The organism is Vibrio sp. SCSIO 43140, from assembly GCF_023716585.1.
Classification (GTDB): domain Bacteria; phylum Pseudomonadota; class Gammaproteobacteria; order Enterobacterales; family Vibrionaceae; genus Vibrio; species Vibrio maritimus_B.
Map to the genome: position 1 here is coordinate 1,916,486 of NZ_CP071851.1, position 19,445 is coordinate 1,935,930.

The 19,445-nt window shown below is 47.5% G+C and carries 15 protein-coding genes; 8 read left to right on the forward strand and 7 right to left on the reverse strand.

Annotated elements, in window-relative coordinates; all coding sequences use genetic code 11:
- Positions 1-199 precede the first annotated feature (199 nt).
- The 3 genes from J4N45_RS26935 (at position 200) to J4N45_RS26945 (ending at position 2,868) form a co-directional block, all read left to right on the forward strand.
- Complete coding sequence (locus J4N45_RS26935; RefSeq protein WP_252015892.1) at positions 200-1,477, forward strand: serine hydrolase domain-containing protein; 1,278 nt, start codon at positions 200-202, stop codon at positions 1,475-1,477.
- Positions 1,474-2,274, forward strand: coding sequence for a hypothetical protein (locus J4N45_RS26940; protein WP_252015894.1), 801 nt, complete (start codon positions 1,474-1,476; stop codon positions 2,272-2,274). The genes J4N45_RS26935 and J4N45_RS26940 overlap by 4 nt, the downstream gene beginning before the upstream one ends.
- A 360-nt stretch (positions 2,275-2,634) precedes the next feature.
- Positions 2,635-2,868, forward strand: coding sequence for a hypothetical protein (locus tag J4N45_RS26945; RefSeq protein ID WP_252015896.1), 234 nt, complete (start codon positions 2,635-2,637; stop codon positions 2,866-2,868).
- A 104-nt stretch (positions 2,869-2,972) separates the two neighbouring features.
- On the opposite strand, the gene putP is transcribed toward J4N45_RS26945, so the two are convergent.
- The 4 genes from putP to J4N45_RS26965 all read right to left on the reverse strand — a co-directional run bounded on the left by putP (position 2,973) and on the right by J4N45_RS26965 (position 10,119).
- Entirely contained in the window at positions 2,973-4,466 is a 1,494-nt protein-coding gene (gene putP, locus J4N45_RS26950) for a sodium/proline symporter PutP (RefSeq protein ID WP_252015898.1), read from the reverse strand.
- Positions 4,467-4,557: 91 nt separating this feature from the next.
- Entirely contained in the window at positions 4,558-5,247 is a 690-nt protein-coding gene (locus J4N45_RS26955; RefSeq protein ID WP_252015900.1) for a 1-pyrroline-5-carboxylate dehydrogenase, read from the reverse strand.
- 12 nt (positions 5,248-5,259) lie between these two features.
- A complete protein-coding gene (gene putA, locus J4N45_RS26960; RefSeq protein WP_252015902.1) occupies positions 5,260-8,397 on the reverse strand; it encodes a bifunctional proline dehydrogenase/L-glutamate gamma-semialdehyde dehydrogenase PutA in 3,138 nt (1,045 codons plus the stop codon).
- Between the two features lie 297 nt (positions 8,398-8,694).
- On the reverse strand, positions 8,695-10,119 hold the full coding sequence (locus J4N45_RS26965) for a 6-phospho-beta-glucosidase (protein WP_252015904.1): 1,425 nt from the start codon (positions 10,117-10,119) through the stop codon (positions 8,695-8,697).
- A 247-nt stretch (positions 10,120-10,366) separates the two neighbouring features.
- Here J4N45_RS26965 and J4N45_RS26970 point away from each other — a divergent pair, with 247 nt between their 5' ends.
- The gene (locus J4N45_RS26970; RefSeq protein WP_252017260.1) at positions 10,367-10,879 is read left to right on the forward strand and encodes a gluconokinase; all 513 of its coding nucleotides are present in this window, start codon (positions 10,367-10,369) and stop codon (positions 10,877-10,879) included.
- Positions 10,876-12,711, forward strand: coding sequence for a phosphogluconate dehydratase (gene edd, locus J4N45_RS26975; RefSeq protein WP_252015906.1), 1,836 nt, complete (start codon positions 10,876-10,878; stop codon positions 12,709-12,711). Before J4N45_RS26970 ends, edd begins: the two co-directional genes overlap by 4 nt.
- On the opposite strand, the gene J4N45_RS26980 is transcribed toward edd, so the two are convergent.
- The 3 genes from J4N45_RS26980 to J4N45_RS26990 all read right to left on the reverse strand — a co-directional run bounded on the left by J4N45_RS26980 (position 12,708) and on the right by J4N45_RS26990 (position 16,719).
- The gene (locus J4N45_RS26980) at positions 12,708-13,715 is read right to left on the reverse strand and encodes a substrate-binding domain-containing protein (protein WP_252015908.1); all 1,008 of its coding nucleotides are present in this window, start codon (positions 13,713-13,715) and stop codon (positions 12,708-12,710) included. The two genes, edd and J4N45_RS26980, sit on opposite strands and share 4 nt — an antisense overlap.
- Positions 13,716-13,929: 214 nt before the next feature.
- A complete protein-coding gene (locus J4N45_RS26985) occupies positions 13,930-15,357 on the reverse strand; it encodes a glycoside hydrolase family 1 protein (protein WP_252015910.1) in 1,428 nt (475 codons plus the stop codon).
- Between the two features lie 9 nt (positions 15,358-15,366).
- Entirely contained in the window at positions 15,367-16,719 is a 1,353-nt protein-coding gene (locus tag J4N45_RS26990; protein WP_252015912.1) for a PTS sugar transporter subunit IIC, read from the reverse strand.
- 241 nt (positions 16,720-16,960) lie between these two features.
- On the opposite strand from J4N45_RS26990, the gene J4N45_RS26995 reads away from it, so the two are divergent.
- The 3 genes from J4N45_RS26995 (at position 16,961) to J4N45_RS27005 (ending at position 19,224) form a co-directional block, all read left to right on the forward strand.
- Positions 16,961-17,272: a PTS sugar transporter subunit IIB gene (locus J4N45_RS26995; RefSeq protein WP_252015914.1), complete on the forward strand. Its 312-nt coding sequence runs from the start codon at positions 16,961-16,963 to the stop codon at positions 17,270-17,272.
- Positions 17,273-17,288: 16 nt separating this feature from the next.
- The gene (locus tag J4N45_RS27000; protein ID WP_128649527.1) at positions 17,289-17,633 is read left to right on the forward strand and encodes a PTS lactose/cellobiose transporter subunit IIA; all 345 of its coding nucleotides are present in this window, start codon (positions 17,289-17,291) and stop codon (positions 17,631-17,633) included.
- A gap of 286 nt (positions 17,634-17,919) precedes the next feature.
- Positions 17,920-19,224, forward strand: coding sequence for an MATE family efflux transporter (locus J4N45_RS27005; protein WP_252017261.1), 1,305 nt, complete (start codon positions 17,920-17,922; stop codon positions 19,222-19,224).
- Positions 19,225-19,445: the final 221 nt, after the last annotated feature.

Consider the following 19,445-nt stretch of genomic DNA (forward strand, 5'->3'; position numbering starts at 1 on the left):
CTTGGTAGCAGCAACTTAACTCAACAAATAGATCTAAAGGCGCGAGAGCTTGTGACCTCGCGCTTAATTCTGAATGCCTCTCTACCCATTTCTAATTTCGTTCGAATTGCTCACAATTCGCACCCTAGATTACCCTGATTCCAAAATCATCTAAGTGCCTCAGCAGAGGCGAATTGAAAATTAATTTGGGAAGATGGCAATGAAAAAAACACTCCTCGCTTCAGTGCTGGCTTTGGGTTCTCTAAACGTTAATGCCGCAACATTTACTGGACCAGATTTAGACTATATCGCCGCCGCTGAGGCTTATGGCATTACGGGTGAAACATGGGAAACACCCGAGTTTATCGCCTCAGCAATGCCACACGTCTACAAGTTCACCCACAGCTATACCTTACACAAAGGCGACTATGTCCTAGAGCTTCCTCAGGGCAAACCTCTTAACCTAGCAAACGTTATGGTGCCTGATTACGATGGCGAAATGTCGGCCAAAGATTTCATGCTTAACCGCATGCAAAACCACAACGCCGTTATTCTGAAGGATGGCAAGCTTGTTCATGAGCACTTTGGCAATGGCATGACGGAGTTCTCTCCTCATTTGGATATGTCTGTTTCTAAATCGTTCACGGCGATGGCGGCTGCCATTGCGGTTGGAAGAGGTCAATTGAATTGGGATGATTTCGCGGTGAAGTATGTTCCAGAGCTTCAGGGTTCTGCTTTTGAAAACGCAACCGTTCAAGAAGTGTCAGACATGCGTACAGCCGTCGTGCTTGCGCCGGGTACGAAAGAGAAGTACTGGGATGTTCGCCTATCCAACGCACAGGGTTATTACGGTGAAGAGGCTGCTAAGCCTTACCCAAATGGTACCTTGGATTTCTTCCCGCTTATTAAAGAGCGTCAAGCCTATGCCATGGGTGAGAAGTACGACTATCAAGATGTGAACTCAGAGCTCCTAGGTCTCATTGTTGATCGCGCGACGGGTCAATCCTTTACCAACATCCTCGAGCAAGACCTGCTACAAAAAGTGGGTGTCGCGGCCGATGCTCACTTTATGTCGGATAAAAAGGGGCTAGCGATGGGCTCTACCGGTATGAACATGGCAACCAAGGATCTTGCGCGAGTAGGTCTACTGTTCCTCAATGACGGCAAAAATGACAAAGGCGAGCAAGTATTGCCTGCAGAGTTTGTAAGAAACCTATGGAAAGGCAACAATGAGGTTCGCCGTGCGTGGCAAAAAGGGAAAGAATCGACACTCGCGTCGGGCTACTACAAAGACCAGTTTCGCGTATTGGAGATTGGTAAACACCGAATCCTAGCTATGGTTGGCGTTAATGGGCAAATGTGTGTAATGCACAAAGAAACCAACTCGGTGATTGCGCTCAACGGCGCCTACCCAATGGCAGAAACGCCTCGCTTTGCGGCAATGCAATTCCATCAGCTAGTTCCAAGCATTCTCGATGCACTGGAGCCGTCACAATGAAAACACGTTGGACGCCAATACTGATAGTTTCGCTATTCAACGTAGGTTTTGCACAAGCGGAAACGACACAACCCGACCCAAGCGATTTAACGCAAGTAAACTCATTTGTCTTCGGTACCGTGGATAATCAAGGCACGGTAAAAGGTATGGTAGGTCTTGCAGGGCAATACTCAGAAGGCAACACTTTCATGGGACTGGTCGAGCACAACCTAGCGACCAAAACCAACGGCACCGGAAGTAAAGACAATAACACCCGTCTTCGATACTTTCAGGTGTTGGACGTTGATAGCGCGGCAATCAAGCAAGCCGGCTTCTCGGTCGATTACATTCGCGGTTGGGAGAACACCAATGGTATCGGTTCAGACTTGGTCGCCATCGGCACCATCGCCAAAGTAGCCACGCCTTGGGAAGCGCTCTCGATCTATCCCAATGTCGCTTATGTTATGGGAACGGCGAGACAGGATGGAAGCATGGACGCTAGCCTGAGCGGCTACCAGCTGAACTTATTCGGTTCATTGTCTATTGGGAACTGGGGACAATATGCCGTATTCCAACCTCAGTACATGCATGTGAGTGGCGATGTTGAATCCAACAACAGTAGTCTCAAAGCATTTGGCGATGTCTTACAGGTGAAAACAGGCTACGGCCAACCGATTTCCAAAGATGGCTTGTGGTGGGTTGAAGCTTCACACACCTATACCAAGTCAGAGTTGGAGGCGAAATCGAACTCACGAGGCATCGCCTTACCGACCGATAATGATCATAAGTTTGAAGTGGGTGTGGCGTATTACTTTTAACCCTAAAGGACAGATAAGGTGAATCTATTAATATCCGCCTTGAAATGACCAGACAGATAGGTACCATTGCGACGCTTTATCCTACCTAGTAAAGCGTCTCCTTCATAAAACCAAACCGAGAAAGATCGTACGATGAAAAGACTACTGACGGCCATTGCAACTGTGGTTACGTTTTCTGCGAATGCAGGTTGGATAGGCAACCATAGTTTAAATATGCAGTTTGTGAAAAGTGACTTGATCCCCTCGAGCAGTTTGCATGATAACTCTCCCTCTCAAATCGTCTTGGGACGACTAAACGGAGAACCACAGTTTTATATCGTTTTTCCACATAGCTCAGTGTGCTCCGATTTAGGAAATGATATGGAAACCAGGGTAGTGGAGATCGACGGGCTGAAGGTGACAGCAACGTCAGGCTGTTACTCGGGACTTTACACCTTCGATATTAGGGATAACGATGAGGCTGAACATGCTATTGAGTCGCTCTTAAACGCTGCGAGGGCTGGCAAACAACCGACCGTCGGCGGCCAAAAAATCCCAATGGAAGGCTTGTTAGAACGATGGCGTACTTTTGACGGCGAAGCTTCTACATTGTGACTTCGGCCCTCAAAGGGCTAACCATGCAACAACTGTTCACCCTTAAATACGCAGACGTAAAAAAGCCCTGAGGAGAAGTCAGGGCTTTTCAATAACCAAGTGAATTAGTCTAATTCAACTAGATTCTTCTCAAACGTAGCATGCTGTTCCTGAACATCTTTATCAGGACCGCCCGTCATTGAGCTCACTACCATGATTGAAATCCAAGATAGAATGAATCCAGGGACGATTTCGTAGATATCGAAGATACCGCCAGAAAGCTGTTTCCATACCACGATAGTCACACCGCCAACGATGATACCTGCGATAGCACCGTTACGGTTCATACCAGCCCAGTAAAGGCTAAGTAGGATTGCAGGACCAAACGCCGCACCAAAGCCTGCCCAAGCGTAAGATACTAGACCTAATACCGAGCTGTCTGGGGTCATTGCAAGTACAAGCGCAATGACAGATAGCAGGATAACGCCTACGCGACCCACCATCACCACTTGCTCAGACGTCGCGTCTTTGTTGATGATTTGCTTATAGAAATCTTCTGCTAATGCTGAAGAAGATACCAATAACTGTGAATCCGCCGTACTCATGATTGCCGCAAGAATCGCAGCAAGCAAGATACCTGCAATCACAGGGTGGAATAGTGCATTAACAAGCAGCATGAAGATCTTTTCACCATCTGCTAGAACGTCACCACCGGTGTTAGTGATGTACACTAAACCAACCACGCCCACGAGCAGTGCACCAATCATAGAAAGACCAGACCAGACTACCGCGATGCGACGTGCCGTAGTGAGATCTTTGTTGCTACGTGATGCTTTGAAACGTGCCAAGATATGTGGCTGACCAAAGTAACCTAGGCCCCATGCAACCAATGAAATGATAGCAATAGCAGACAGAGGCTGACCTTTCGCGTCATTCCAAAGTGTCAGTAGTTCAGGGTTAATCGCTTCTAGGTCTGCCGTTAGTTGACCAAGACCACCTTGCATACCGATTACCGGTACAATCATTAGCGCTGCTGCCATGAGTAGACCCTGAACTAAGTCAGTCCAAGATACTGCAAGGAAGCCACCAAATAGCGTGTATGACACCACACAGACGGTGCCGATGATAACAGCGATTGTGTAGTCTAAGCCGAATACCGTTTCAAACAGTTTACCGCCTGCCACTAGACCAGAACTGGTGTAGAAAAGGAAGAAAAGCAAAATGAAGAACGCAGATACAACCTGAATCACCTTAGAGCTGTCGTTAAAACGACGAGATAGATATTCAGGAAGAGTCAGAGCGTCAGTGGTAATACTGTATGTACGTAGTCGTTTCGCGCAGATCAGCCAGTTCAGCCAAGTACCCACTAATAGGCCACCTGCCAACCAAAATGCCTCAATACCCGCTGCGTAGGCGTAGCCTGGCAAACCAAGTAGTAGCCATCCACTCATGTCAGATGCGCCAGCAGATAGCGCTGCAGGCCAAGGGCCTAAAGAGCGTCCACCAAGAAAGTAGTCGCTTGAGTTCGCTGTGCGCTTATAAGCGATCACACCGATAGCAAGCATCATCGCCAAGTAAGCGATAAAAGTTGTCGTAATAGCGAAGCTATTTTGAATCATTATTGTTTCCTCATCCTAGAATTCAGCCTCCAACATGCTTAGTGCTGGAGGCTGGTAGGGCGGCGTGGAGCTGGTCCGAAGACCTTAGCCACTAGCTACCAAGTTCAAGCAAGGTAGCATTGCCCCCCACTGCTGTGATGTTGATGGTTCTTGTTCTTTCCGTTATGAACCTCAACACTAGATTCGGATCGTGCGACGTTGGAAGTGACGCCAGATCCGTTTCAGACACCAAAAGACCTATCGCTCCATCGCGATTAGCCAGTTGATGGTTAACCTGCCATTGTGTTTCTTCAGAGCCTACAAGACCGACTACACGTACATCGAAATCGATGAAGGTAGTGGCTTCTTCTAAAGCGACAATCTGGACTAGGTTAGAAGGCAGCTGAGAACGCTCGACTGCCGAAATTAAAATTTGATTAAACTTCTCGTTACCAGAGCAAACAATGACGCCATTACCAGCAATGAGCGCAGCGGTTATCTGTGCCACAGCAGCGATTTTTGCTTGCGCATCGATGCTCTCAAGCACCACCAAAGCCACGCCACGACCGGCAGCATAAAGCTCATTGGTTTCGCCTGTTGGTCCCGGCATCACATGCGGGTTAGCCAGCAGGATATTCGCTTGTTGAACATGAAACGCCATCACGCTTGCCAGCGTCGCGTTCAGCTCTGCCATATTGCGCTGAACAGAAAGTAAGCACTCACGCTGCTCAGCAAAATCGGTCACATTCCAGCTCTCCCATGCATTCAAAACATCAGAGAAAATTGTTGCGTTATTAACCATGACTCTTTCTCCTTACTTTGAAATGGAAGCGGTGCCGTTGACGACATCCGTGAAACGATACAGATAGTGAGGACCTCCAGCTTTTGGTCCTGTGCCCGATAGTCCTTGTCCACCAAACGGTTGAACACCGACTACCGCACCAACCTGATCTCGGTTGATGTAGCAGTTACCGACACGAACGTGTTTCTCGATCCATTCGTAAGTAGACTCATTGCGGCTATGTACGCCAAGAGTTAGACCAAAGCCTGTCGCATTGATGCTGTCGACCACTTTCGGCAATTCAGACGCTTTAAAGCGCACGATATGTAGGATTGGACCAAAGTGCTCTTCTGTCAGAACGGAGATATCCGAGATTTCAAACGCACAAGGTGGAACAAAGTCGCCCTCTGCACATTCCTCATCAAGAGATAGCTGAGCCACTTTCTTGCCTTGCTTCGTCATAGCTTCGATATGAGCCAGAAGCTTTTGCTTCGCATTGGCATCAATCACAGGGCCAACATCTGTCGAATGCAGGTATGGCAAGCCAACTTTCAGTTCATCCATTGCGCCTTGAATCAGGTTGATCACGCGCTCTGCGATATCTTCTTGGATATACAGCACACGTAGAGCACTACAACGCTGACCCGCCGACGCAAACGCTGAGCGAACCACGTCACGCACCACTTGTTCAGGGAGCGCGGTAGAATCCACAATCATCGCGTTTTGACCGCCGGTTTCAGCGATAAATGGCACCGGCGCCACTTGGCGTGCTGCCAAGGTGCTATTGATGCGCTGCGCAGTTGGTGTCGAGCCGGTAAAGGCAACACCAGCAATCGCGTTGTGAGAGGTTAGAGCATGACCCACATCTGCCCCGCGACCTGTAATAAGCTGAATAGCGCTTGCTGGGAAGCCCGCTTCAAGCATCAGCTCGACCGCACGTACAGCAATGAGAGAAGTTTGCTCTGCAGGTTTAGCAACCACTGTGTTACCTGCCACCAAAGCTGCAGTCACTTGACCAAGGAAAATAGCCAGTGGGAAATTCCATGGGCTAATACAAACAAACACGCCGCGACCACCGCGAGTCATCGACTTTGATTGACCATCGAAACCAAGCACCGATTGTGTCTTGAAGATGTGTGGCTGCTTAGCGTAGTAACGACAGAAGTCGACCGCCTCGCGCACTTCGTCAATACTATCGTGAATGGTTTTGCCCGCCTCTTGGTGACAAATCGCCACTAGCTCATGCAAGTTCTCTTCTAGCTTGTCTGCTAGGTTAAGTAAGCACTGACTACGCTCTGCATAAGGAAGCGTTGACCAAGATGCGAATCCTTCCTCAGCCACCTTAATAGCTTCGGAAACATGATCAAGGTTAGCCATAGCCACCTGACCAACAACAATTCGACGATCATACGGCGCAGTAATCGTATCTACTGTCGCGCCTACCTTGATCATGCTTTCGTATTGGGACTGTCCATTGATAATTGGCGCACCCTGCCACTGCTTGCTGCGGAATACGTCCACTTTGTGTTCGTACTCTTTTACTTCGCTCTCGATATCAACGTTCACGCCAATCGAGTTTTTACGATCGCTAAAGATCGCAGGCGGCAGTTCAATGTTGGCGTTATGCAAGGTGTCGTTGGCGTTGAGTGCATCGACCGGGTGAACCGTTAGGCTCTCAACCGGGCAACGAGCATCAACTAGACGATGTACAAAGCTGCTGTTCGCACCATTCTCCAGCAGTCGACGTACCAAATATGGCAGCAGATCTTTGTGGCTACCTACCGGTGCGTAGATTCGAACCGGTTGCTTGTGAGTATCCATCACATGGTCATAAAGGGAATCACCCATACCATGTAGACGCTGGAATTCGTAATCAGTGTGCTGCGCCATGGTTGCAATTGCTGTCACGGTGTGTGCATTGTGGCTCGCAAACTGCGGGAAAATGTTTCCACGTACGTTGTCACTCAGTAGGAAGCGAGCACAGGCTAGGTATGCCACGTCAGTCGCTTCTTTACGGGTATAAACAGGGTAGTTATCGTAACCCGCTTGCTGAGACCACTTGATCTCGCTGTCCCAATACGCGCCTTTCACTAGACGAAGCGGAATCAAATCGCCCTGCTGTTTCGCGAGTGCATTAACCCAAACGAGCACAGGCAGTGCACGTTTAGAGTACGCCTGAATAACCAGACCAAACTTACCCCAGCCTTTCGCAACATCGCTGCGGTACACCTTTTCGAAGAGCTTTAGAGAAAGCTCAAGACGATCCGCTTCTTCCGCATCAATAGTAATAGCAACATCTAGCTCGCGAGCGCGAGTCAGTAGCTGAGTCAACGTATCGCATAGCTCTGTAAGAACGCGTTTTTCGTTTGCGACTTCATAACGAGGGTGCAGTGCAGAAAGCTTAATGGAAACAGACGGCGCCGGACTGGTCTCTAAACCGTATTTATCACTGCCAACTGCCTCGATGGCCATTAGGTAATCTTTAAAGTACTTATCACCATCCGCTTTGGTTAGCGCCGCTTCGCCCAACATATCAAACGAATAGGTAAAGCCGCGGTCACGCATTTTTTTACCGTTCTTCTGCGCTTCGCCAATACTGCGGCCTAGTACAAACTGATGACCCATGACCTTCATCGCTTGATACATGGCTTTGCGAATCACAGGTTCAGAGAATTTGTTCACTAAGCGGTTAACTGCTTTCGCTGGGCTTTGAGATTGTGAATCTGGCAGACCCACCACTTTACCCGTTAGCATCAAGCCCCAAGTTGAAGCATTCACAAACACAGAATCAGAGTTCTTTAGGTGTGACTTCCAGTCAGCCACGCTGAGCTTGTCGCGGATAAGCGCATCCGCCGTTGCAGAATCTGGAATACGCATCAAGGCTTCCGCAAGACACATCAGCAAAATGCCTTCTTGAGTATCTAAGCTGTACTCAAGCAGCAAGGCATCGATCATCTGAATCGCATTTTTGTCAGCACGAATGGCTTCAATGAGCTGGGTGGTTTTCTGTGGGATCTGCTGGGCTTCGTCACCTTGCGGTGTGGCCAGAGGTAAAAGCTGTTTCAACCATTGAGACTCATCCACCATATAGAGTGGAGAGATCAGTGACCAGAGCTGTTCAAGCGGCTGCTCAACAAACTCCGTTTTTAGCACATCTGTTGCTGTAAACATGTGTGTTCCTCAATCTCTACTCAGCCGAAAACATCGACTGGACTACTACAATGGCAGGCAGTGTATTTTGAGCGCTTGAGAATTACTTGTCAAAAACTCCGAGCTTTTTGCTAATTTCTACGCTTATTAACAAAATTAATACAAGGTCACATCGCCACAGACAAGATGAGAGGTTACAAAATGCAACCAAATTAACATATTGTTTCGAGCTGACATGAAATTGACACAAAAAAAGGGCCAGTTAATGGCCCTTGCTATTCGCATCCCTTTTTTAGACATCTTTTTTGGGATAGAGAACTAGGACAAATCCTCTCCATTTGAAGCGATGACTTTCTTATACCAGAAAAACGACTTTTTACGAGAGCGCTCTAACGTACCATTACCCTTATCATCGCGATCCACATAAATAAAGCCATAGCGCTTACTCATCTCTCCAGTCGACGCGGCCACTAAGTCGATACAGCCCCAAGGCGTATAGCCCATCAATGGCACACCATCTTCAATAGCATCGCCCACGGCTTCAATGTGCGCGCGTAGGTAGTCAATGCGGTAGTCGTCATTGATTTCACCATTTGCTTCGACTACATCCTTAGCACCCAAACCGTTCTCGACGAGAAACAAAGGTTTTTGATAGCGATCGTAGAGCGTGTTCATCGCAATTCGCAGTCCCATCGGGTCGATGACCCAGCCCCAATCACTGGCTTCTAGATGCGGGTTACGAATGGACTTCACGACGTTGGCTTCACTGGTGTTGCCCTTATTCATGTCTGCGGACGCACAACGTGAGGCGTAATAGCTGAATGAAATGAAATCCACGGTGTTTTTGAGTATCTCTAGATCTTCGTCATGAATCTCTAGTTCAATACCTTTATCTCGGAACGTACGCTGGGCGTATGATGGGTAATAACCTCGCGCTTGAACATCAATAAAGAACAGGTTTTCTCGGTCCTTGTCGAGCGCCATTTTGACGTCTTCAGGCTTGCATGAATATGGGTAGAAGTTACCACCCGCTAACATGCACCCTACTTGGTTTTCTGGGTTAATCTCGTGGGCAATTTTCGTCACCAAAGCGCTCGCGACTAGCTCATGGTGGGCAGCTTGGTATTTCACTTGCTCCTTGTTTTCTCCTTCTTTGAAAAGAAGACCCGCACCTGAGAATGGGCTATGGAGCAAGATATTGATTTCATTGAAGGTTAGCCAGTACTTCACTAGACCATCAAATGCTTCGAAACAAGTACGTGCATATCGTTCGAAGAAACCTATCATCTCACGGCTGCGCCATGAGCCATAGGTATCCACCAAGTGCATCGGTACGTCGAAATGGCAAAGTGTTACTAAAGGCTCAATACCGTGTTTTTTGCACTCTCTAAAGAGGTCTTGATAGTACGCTATCCCCGCCTGATTTGGTTCCAGTTCGTCGCCTTTTGGAAACAAGCGTGCCCAAGCAATCGAGGTGCGAAAGACCTTGAACCCCATTTCCGCTAACAGAGCAATGTCATCTTTGTAGCGATGATAAAAATTGATAGCATCATGGCTTGGGTAATACTCCGCTTCGTCCAGTGAAACCTGTTCGCGAAGCCCAAGTTTTACTGGCATTCGATTATCACCGTAAGGGATCATATCTACGGTTGTTAGACCCTTACCTCCTTCACGATAACCACCCTCAGCTTGGTTAGCTGCAATGGCTCCACCCCACAGGAAATTCTTTGGAAATACCGACATTTTTACCCCTTAAATCCGACTTCAAAGTACGATTTGCTAGCGTTTAGAACACTCTATGCCAGCCGTTAGCTTGCTGTAATCCAGTTTTTTATGTTGATGTGCTCTCGTTCACAACAATAAAAGTTACCGGTATCATGTTACCAGTAACATCGATAATATGAACCATAATTTAGACGTTTATCGAATTGTGCGGAGTGGATCATATTTCGATCCCAAAGGAGGAAACTTGGGAAAGTGCATTGTTGTAATGGGCGTTTCTGGCTCAGGTAAAAGCACGGTCGGCAAAAAAATAGCCGACACACTAGGCGCGAAGTTTATCGATGGTGATGATCTTCACCCTCGCGCAAATATTGACAAGATGGCTTCTGGCAACGCCTTAACAGACAGTGACCGAGCACCATGGCTAGAGCGCATCAATGACGCGGCCTACAGTCTGGGTCAGAAAAATGAGCATGGCGTCATCGTGTGCTCTGCTCTCAAACGCCGCTATCGAGATACATTGCGGTTCGGCAACAACAATCTCATCTTTGTCTTCCTCGATGGCGAATTTGAGCTAATCAGACAGCGTGTAAACCAACGCGGTGGGCACTTTATGAAGTCTTCTCTATTGCAAAGTCAATTTGAGGCGTTAGAGAGACCAGACTGTGAATTAGACGTCGTCACAGTGCCGATAGACATGTCGCTTGATGCGGTCGTGCAGGCTGCTGTGAAAGAGATCCGTATGAAACTTACTGATGTTTCGCTTGAGGTGGTTTCATGACTCATCAAGCCATTATGGCGGTCACCCAACGAATTGAGAAACGCAGTGAAGCATTGAGGCAAAGCTACCTCGATGCAATGACGCATCAACAGGAAGCCGGTCGAGGGCGCAGTCAGTTGTCTTGTGGCAACCTAGCGCATGCGGTAGCAACAGCAGGTTGTGCAGACAAGCAGCGCTTACTTGATAACACTAGCGCCAATCTTGCGATTATCTCGTCGTATAATGACATGCTGAGCGCTCACAAGCCTTACGAGGTCTACCCCGAGCAGATCCAAACTGCGCTGGCTAAACTTGGTCATACCGCGCAAGTGGCGGGCTGTGTTCCAGCAATGTGTGATGGGGTGACACAGGGACAGCCTGGGATGGATATGTCTCTGTTTTCTCGAGACTTGATTGCCCAGAGCACCGCATTCTCGCTAAGTCACAACATGTTTGATGGTAACTTGCTGTTGGGAGTCTGCGATAAAATCGCCCCAGGACAGCTCATGGGCGCGCTGGCTTATGGTCACCTTCCCACAGCGTTTATTCCCGCAGGACCAATGACAACGGGTATCTCCAACGATGAAAAAGTGTCTATCCGCCAGCAGTATGCGGCAGGCCATCTCGGTCAAATGGCACTGCTCGATATGGAATGCCGTGCTTATCATGGCACAGGCACATGCACATTCTTTGGCACCGCCAACACCAACCAGCTCGTTTTTGAAGCCATGGGGTTAATGCTACCCGGAAGCGCTTTTATCGCACCTCATGACCCGCTTCGTCGAGTGTTAACGGAATATGCGGCGTTAGTCATTGCAAGTAGCAGTGCGACATCACCTCGCTATCGTCCGCTTTACGAGGTATTTACCGCAAAAAACTTGGTGAATGGATTGGTCGCGCTACTGGCTTCTGGTGGCAGCACTAACCACAGTATTCACATGATTGCCGTCGCGCGAGCGGCAGGATACATTCTCACGTGGCAGGACCTTAGCGATCTTGCGGATGCAGTACCACTGGTCGTTAACATCTATCCAAATGGATCGGCAGACATCAATGACTTTCAAGCGGCAGGCGGCGTGCCTGCTATGATGGCCCGCTTGGCTCAGCAAGACCTTTTACATCAAGACACATTAACCGCTTTTGGTCACTTCAAAGATCAGCTCAGCTATCCGGCACTTGAAGATGGAGACCTCGTATGGAGGCGCTCTAAAGGCTCTAGCGACTCGGCAGTCATTGCTAATGAAGGACAAACATTTCAAAGCAGCGGCGGCCTAAAAGTTCTCAAAGGCAACCTGGGACAAGCGGTCATTAAGGTCTCTGCGGTCAAGAAAGAGCACCGTGTTATTGAAGCCCCCGCAAAGGTATTTAACGACCAGAATGAAGTAGAGCGCGCCTATCAAAGTGGCGATCTTAACTGTGATTGCGTTGTGGTGGTGCGCTTTAATGGACCGGCAGCCAACGGAATGCCTGAACTTCACAAACTCATGCCACTGCTCGGTAACCTTCAAAATGATGGTTTTAAGGTGGCGTTAGTGACCGACGGTCGATTATCCGGCGCATCAGGGAAAATTCCTGCGGCGATTCATGTCTCTCCAGAAGCGCTCAGAGGTGGTGTCATTGCCAAGATTAAAGAGGGTGACATAGTGCGGCTAGATAGCGTCAATGGATGCCTAGAGGTACTCACCGACCTTGACTCCAGAGACTGTGTAAAAATAGATAACGAACTCGGTCAAATGACCTGGGGAAGAGGTCTTTTTGCGCATTGCCGCCAAACGGTTTCAGCGGCAGATCAGGGAGCGAGCTTTCTGTACCCAAGCCTAGAAAAACACACTTTGGAGCCTGAACTCACCTAGAGGCTTTCGCCTTCAGTTAGGGTAAAGCCCATATCAAACACTTTTTGCTCAACAGTTTCTCCAGTTAGCGCCGATAGCAACAGCTCGGCGCTTTTTTTGCCTATCTCAAAACGCGGCGTTTCGATACTGGCCAATGTGGGACTAATGACTTTACCCATATCTAGTGAGTTAAAGCCCACCACACTGATTTCTTCTGGCACTCGGCGCTGCTTGAGTCGGCAAGCCATAATAGTACCGATGGCAATATCATCGTTAGTGCAGAATACACCATCGAGCTCTGGTTGAATAAGCAGAGCTTTATCGAGCAAGGTACCACCGAGCGGGAAGCTAGAGTGCTCTTTGGTAAGTATGTGGAGTGGTTCAAGACCCGCTTCAACGACTGCCTTATCGTAGCCCTGCATACGAAGCTGAGTTCGTGTATCCATGCGAGCACCAAAGTAAGCAATATTACGTTTGCCTTTAGCAATCATCTTCTTAACGACCGTATAGGCAGCATCCATGTGATCAAGCCCTACTGCCATATCGATTGGGTTTTGTGGTAAATCCATGGCTTCAACGACCGGAATACCTGCCGTCTTAATCATCTGTAAGGTACGCTCAGTATGGTTGGTATCGGTGAGTATTAGGCCATCAACTTGATAAGAGAGAAACGCCTCAATTTTCTTCTCTTCGATATCCTTGTCATAGCTGTAGTGCGCGATCAAAGTATCGTAGCCAAGTGGATTAGTGACCGATTCAATCCCTTGTGCAAAGCTCGAAAACACCTGGTTGGAGAGTGAAGGAAGTAACACACCGATGGCTTTACTAGACGACTTAGACAGCATCGCTGGCGTTCGGTTATGGATATAGCCGAGCTCTTCCACCACCTGAGCAATCTTGTCTCTTGTGGCTTGTGCGACTGACTCAGGGTTTCGCATGTAGCGACTTACCGTCATCTTAGTGATTCCAATGCGATCGGCGATATCTTGTAACGTCGGGCGCGAACGTTTAGCTTCCATAGTCATTCAACGAATTCTCAAGTGTTATCAAATGTTACTGTAACATTTTTAATATTGTAGAGGGAACGGAAAACAGTGATTTACTGAGGTTCAGTATTACAGGTGGAGAATAAAGAATTTTTACTCTTATTCAAATAGATAGGTAACATTTCCTAAAAGATGTGTGTTCAGATTCTTAAAATAAAGGTGTGACGAGCGATCTCGCTCGTCACACTGAGTATTAACGATATTCGTCATCAACCTTGATGTCTAAGCAACGAGTTTCTGACAATGCCTTATACCATTGACCGGATTTCTTAACGCGACGATTGCGATTGTCGTCCAAGTCGATTTCCACCAAACCATAACGATTCTTAAAGGCGTTCATCGGTGAAACGTTGTCGGTAAATGCCCACAGCATATAGCCCTTACAGTTTGCACCATCCTCAATAGCTCGCAGCAGGTGGTAAAGGTGACGAGAGATAAAGTCGATGCGATAGTCATCCTGAATCTGACCATTCTCATCCTTAAACTGAACTTCGTTCTCAATGCCCATGCCGTTTTCACTAAGAATCCACTCAATATTGCCGTAGTCATTCTTAATGCGCATCGCCATGTCGTAAACGATAGCGGGATCAATCTCCCAGCCGCGAGAGAAGTTCATTTCACGACCCGGTAACTCGAAGCCACTGAAGTACTTCTTAGGGTGGAATGGCACATGTTTTGGCCACTCAGCCTCAGGTGCTTTCACTCGGTGTGGGTAGTAAAGGTTGGCACCAATGAAATCCACTGTGTTGTTCTTGATGATGGCAAGTTCTTCCGCTGATGGCGCAAAATCAATACCGTTGCCCTTCAACAAAGTCAGTAGCTGTTCTGGATACTCACCTTTGATAGCAGGGTCTAAGAACACTCGATTGTAGAACAAGTCATACACTTCTGCCGCACGCTTATCGTGTGCTGCGCTTGAGCGAGGATAAGTAACCTCTGGGTTGAGAACCACTCCGATTTTGCCGTCATAACCGCCTTCACGGTAGGCTTTGACGATTTTCGCTGTCGCTAGATTCTTCGCGTGGTTCCACACCATCCACTTGTTGGTGTCCTGCTCATACGGGTAACGAATGGCATCGAGGAAGACGCGCGTTTGAACCACAATCGGCTCATTAAACGTAAACCAGTGCTTCACCTTGTGACCGTAACGTCTAAAGACCTCTCGCGCATAATGCACAAACATATCAACGACTTTAGGTGAGCTCCAGCCGCCATAGTTGTCTAAAAGATAAGTTGGAAGTTCATAGTGTTCTAGGCAGAACATTGGCTCAATGCCTTTCGCCAACATAGTATCGATCACTTGATCAACATAGGTGGCATACTCTTCATCAACGATTCCCTGCTCATAGTCGAGCATAAAACGAGACCAGTTGATTGAGCTGCGGTAGTGGGTCAAGCCCACCACCTGCATTAAATCAATATCTTCGACATAACGATTGTAGAAATCCGTTGCAACAGCAGGGCCGTAGCCATTGTGCCAAACCTTACGGTCATTTTTGTACCAGACATCGATATAAGAGTCTTGACCTTCTTTCTTTCCACTCCAACCTTCGGTTTGCCATGCTGATGCAGCCGCACCTAGGATAAAGTCTTTTGGAAACTTCATAGAATATTGGGTCATCATCAATCCTTACGCTAATGCTTCTTTAACTTCAACTTTCTCTTCTTCAGCTTCGAGGTTATCAAGCTGCTCTTTAAACTGGTTCTCACAAATCTTCACAAATGGTAGGTAGATGATGATTGCGGTAACAATACAAGCAAGCTGCGTTACCACGGCACCTAGTGAACCACCGGTTGCGAGCCATGCACTGAGTATCGGTGGACAGGTCCATGGAATCATTACCACCGCCTTGCCAGCGAAACCGATAGCCGTTGCGTAGTAACCAATGACACCAGTGACAAGCGGTGTGATGATGAACGGAATAGCAAGAACCGGATTAAGCATGATCGGCATACCAAATACCACAGGCTCATTGATGTTGAATGCACCCGGACCCACAGATAGCTTAGCGATTTCACGCATATCCTTACGCTTCTTACACACTAGGAATACAGCAACTAGAAGACCGATTGTGACACCAGAGCCACCGATGCTCATGTAGATATCCCAGAAAGGCATGGTAATAATGTTCGGGATTTCTTCACCATTTTCATAAGCCGTCATGTTTGCGGCAATCGCACCAAGGAGCAGTGGCTCACGAAGTGGTTTGATCATCTGGTTACCGTGAATACCCACCACCCAGAATACTTGAGCAAGGAACATCAGAAGCAGTACGCCAGGAAGACTTTGGATGGCACCCTCAAGTGGACGCTGAATTGCAGCGTAAGTCGCATCATAAAGCGTCATACCTGAGATTTCGTAGAATGCGAAACCGAAGGTCGCGATTGCAGTCACAGTAATGATAGAAGGTAATAGCGCCGAGAAAGAACTCGCAACATTTGGCGGTACAGAGTCTGGCATCTTGATCTGTAGAGAGTTCATAGTAAGCAGTTTGCTATATACCTCTACCGATAAAATCGCGATGAACATACCAAGGAACAGACCTTTCGTGTCCGTGTACTGACGCGCAATCACGTTAGTCACTTCGAATGCCTCACCAGCAACCACAACTTCATACGTCGTTGGGATAACGGCCACGAAACAGATCACGGCAAGCAGACCAGAATAAGCATTATTCTGACCATTAAGCTTACCGAGCTCGAGACCAATCATAAAGATGGCACCGATAGTCAGGAAGTTCAGCGTCGCGTAGTTGATTTGTCCCATTATTGGGCGGTATTCTGCAAGAAACGCAAAGGTTTCAAATGCTGCAAGACCCGACTGTGTCCCCATAACCATGTTAGAAATCAGTACGCCAAACGCACCAACGATAATGACTGGCATCAACATAACAAAGGCTTGTTTGATGGCCATGACGTATTTCAGGCTAGTAAACCAGCCCGCCCAATAATTGAGCTTTTCTGTAAACGCATTATTCAGCACGATCTATCCCCTTAGGTTCGTGTTATCCATTTTTGTTACGGGTAACATTACGGGTAACAATTTCTAAAAACAAAGCAAAAACCGAATAAATGTTATCTTGAGCACGAAAAATTGGATAAATACGCACCAAATTTGAACTACGTAACATTTTTGCCTTATGACATCTTGATGAAGAATACGTTACCCGTAACACTGGGAACATAAATCGAGCACACGAGGTGCTCTTTACAGGAGAAGTGTTATGAAAATTCTATTGCTATGTTCTGCGGGTATGTCTACATCAATCTTGGTCAAAAAGATGGAAGAAGCTGCGAAAAATCAATCAATTGACGCTGAAATCCTTGCAGTGCCTATCGCTGAGTTTGAAGCAAAGCTAGCCGATTGGGACGTTTTCTTATTAGGCCCGCAAGTGAAGTTCCGTCAGCAAGAATTCTCAACGTTAGCTGCTAAGCAAGGTAAAAAAGTTCTGGCGATCAACCCAATGGACTACGGTGCGATGCGCGGCGACAAAGTTCTTGCAACGGCAATCGAAGCGCTGAGCGAAACAGCTTAATTAGAGGTATTAAAGTATGGATTTAGAAGTCACTATCATGGGACTCATCTGCAACGCAGGTGAAGCAAGAAGCCTATCAATGGAAGCGATTAAATGTGCTCGTGTAGGCAATATAGACGGCGCTGAGCAATTCTTGGTGCAGGCTGATGAAGCGATCCGCCAAGCGCATTTAGTTCAGACCGAACTCATCGGTGCCGATGAGGGCGAAGGTAAAATCCCAGTCACTTTAGTGATGGTCCATGCTCAAGATCATCTAATGACGACCATTCAGGCAATAGAAAATGCCCGCGAAACTGTCCACTTGTACCAAAGATTAGGCAAACTCGAACAAAAGGTCGCTAACAGCGCCGAATTAGCTTAGATCTAACCACGCCCTGTCTTCCCCCGCTCCTCGCTCGACAGGGCGACTTTTTCGCAAAACAGCTCAAAGCGGACAACGGATCCTCTGCAAACCTACTTGCTGATTAGCGTGACTTCCATCTTATATCTCACCACAGTTTTGTATTACAATATGATGCCGTATTTGCACTGCGCTCGCTTTGCATGATCCTTTAGCGCCCAACTCAACAAGGTTTTTTGTGTCTTCTCAATCTTACATCCGAAAGAACTTCTCGCTTGCCTGGCCATTAGCACTCAATGCACTGCTGATGCAGTCAATGCTAATGATCGATACGCTGTTGGTCTCTCCTCTCGGTGAAATACCCCTCGCAGCAATGGGCATTGCCACCACTGTTGTCGCTTTTGTACTCGGTATCCAGATGGCTCTGGCTAACGGTACACAATTGGTCCTAAGCCGCGCAGTAGGCTCTGGAAGAAAAGACGCACTTTCGAACTCTTTTTTGTCTGGCATGACAATCAACTTCTCTGTGGCGCTTCTGTTCTGGATCTTGTTAACCGTATTCGAGCAGCCTTTGCTGTCTCTGATAACAGATAAGCCAGAGCTAAATGGCGAAATCAGTGGATACCTAGATATCTCGAAGTACTTAGTCCTATTTACCGCCGTTACTCAGGTCATTACTGCACTATTCAATAGTATGGGGCGCAGTAAGATCCCGTTTAAAGGTTACCTGCTAGAGCTCCCTATTAACACGGCACTTTCTTATGTTCTGATTCACGGTGTTCAATTAGGCGGTACTATTGAGTTTGCAGGAACTGGGGTTCAAGGCGCGGCAATGGGCAGCGTTATCGCTATCATCATTCGTATGGTGTTCTTATGGTGGTGTCTACGTTTAGAGCCTTTGGTCGAACTGAAAAAGCCTAAATCAATAGCAGCGATGCTTACCAATATGAAAAAGCATTTCACCGAGATTTTCCCTGTTGCCGCTAATGTGACCATTCTGTCGATCGGGGCAACAACATATCAATTGCTCTATGCTCAGCTAAACATCAACGCCTACGTAGCAATTACCTTAGTATTCCCTTGGATTCGCGCTGGTACGCAATTTATCACTGCATGGGCGCACTCTTCAGCGATTACCATCAGCCAAGCTATTGGCTCTCGTAAAATGGACGACCTGACGAAAAACGTCGACACCAGCATCGATGTGGCGGTCGGTATTTCAGTCGTTTGTGCGGTATTCTTTGCCGGGATGCATTTTGTGCTCGCGGATATTTACCCTGATCTTGACCCTGCTACTTATCAGGCTCTTGCCGTTATTGCTCCGCTTTACGTGTTCCTGCCGATTATTCGTGGCTACAACACAGTCCATGGGCATGTATTACGAGCACTAGGTAAAACTACTGCGGTATTTAAGATCAACTTTACGGGTCAGTGGGTAATATCTATCCCATTGTGTGCACTTATTATTCTTGGATTTGATGGCTCAATATTCTGGGCGTTTGCGGTGCAGCCATTTGAAGAGATTGTGAAAGCACTGCCGTTTCGCTCGCTAGCACGTAAGTCTTTGAAAGAGTTCGATATGAGCAAAGCAGACAAGCTTATGTATGATTAATAATTGCTAATTTCGATGACAAAGCTCTAGCCACTTTCAAGTCAGTCCAACATATCAATGTTGGGCTGACTTTATTTTATGCCCGGTAAACTCCTCATAAGAATCACTCTTCTTGTAGTCACTTTCCTAATTGATTCAAGTAATACATCCGATAGAACTATCAATTATCGCAAGCCAGGTCACAAAAATCATACAATATATCGCCCCTTCCGTGACTGCTA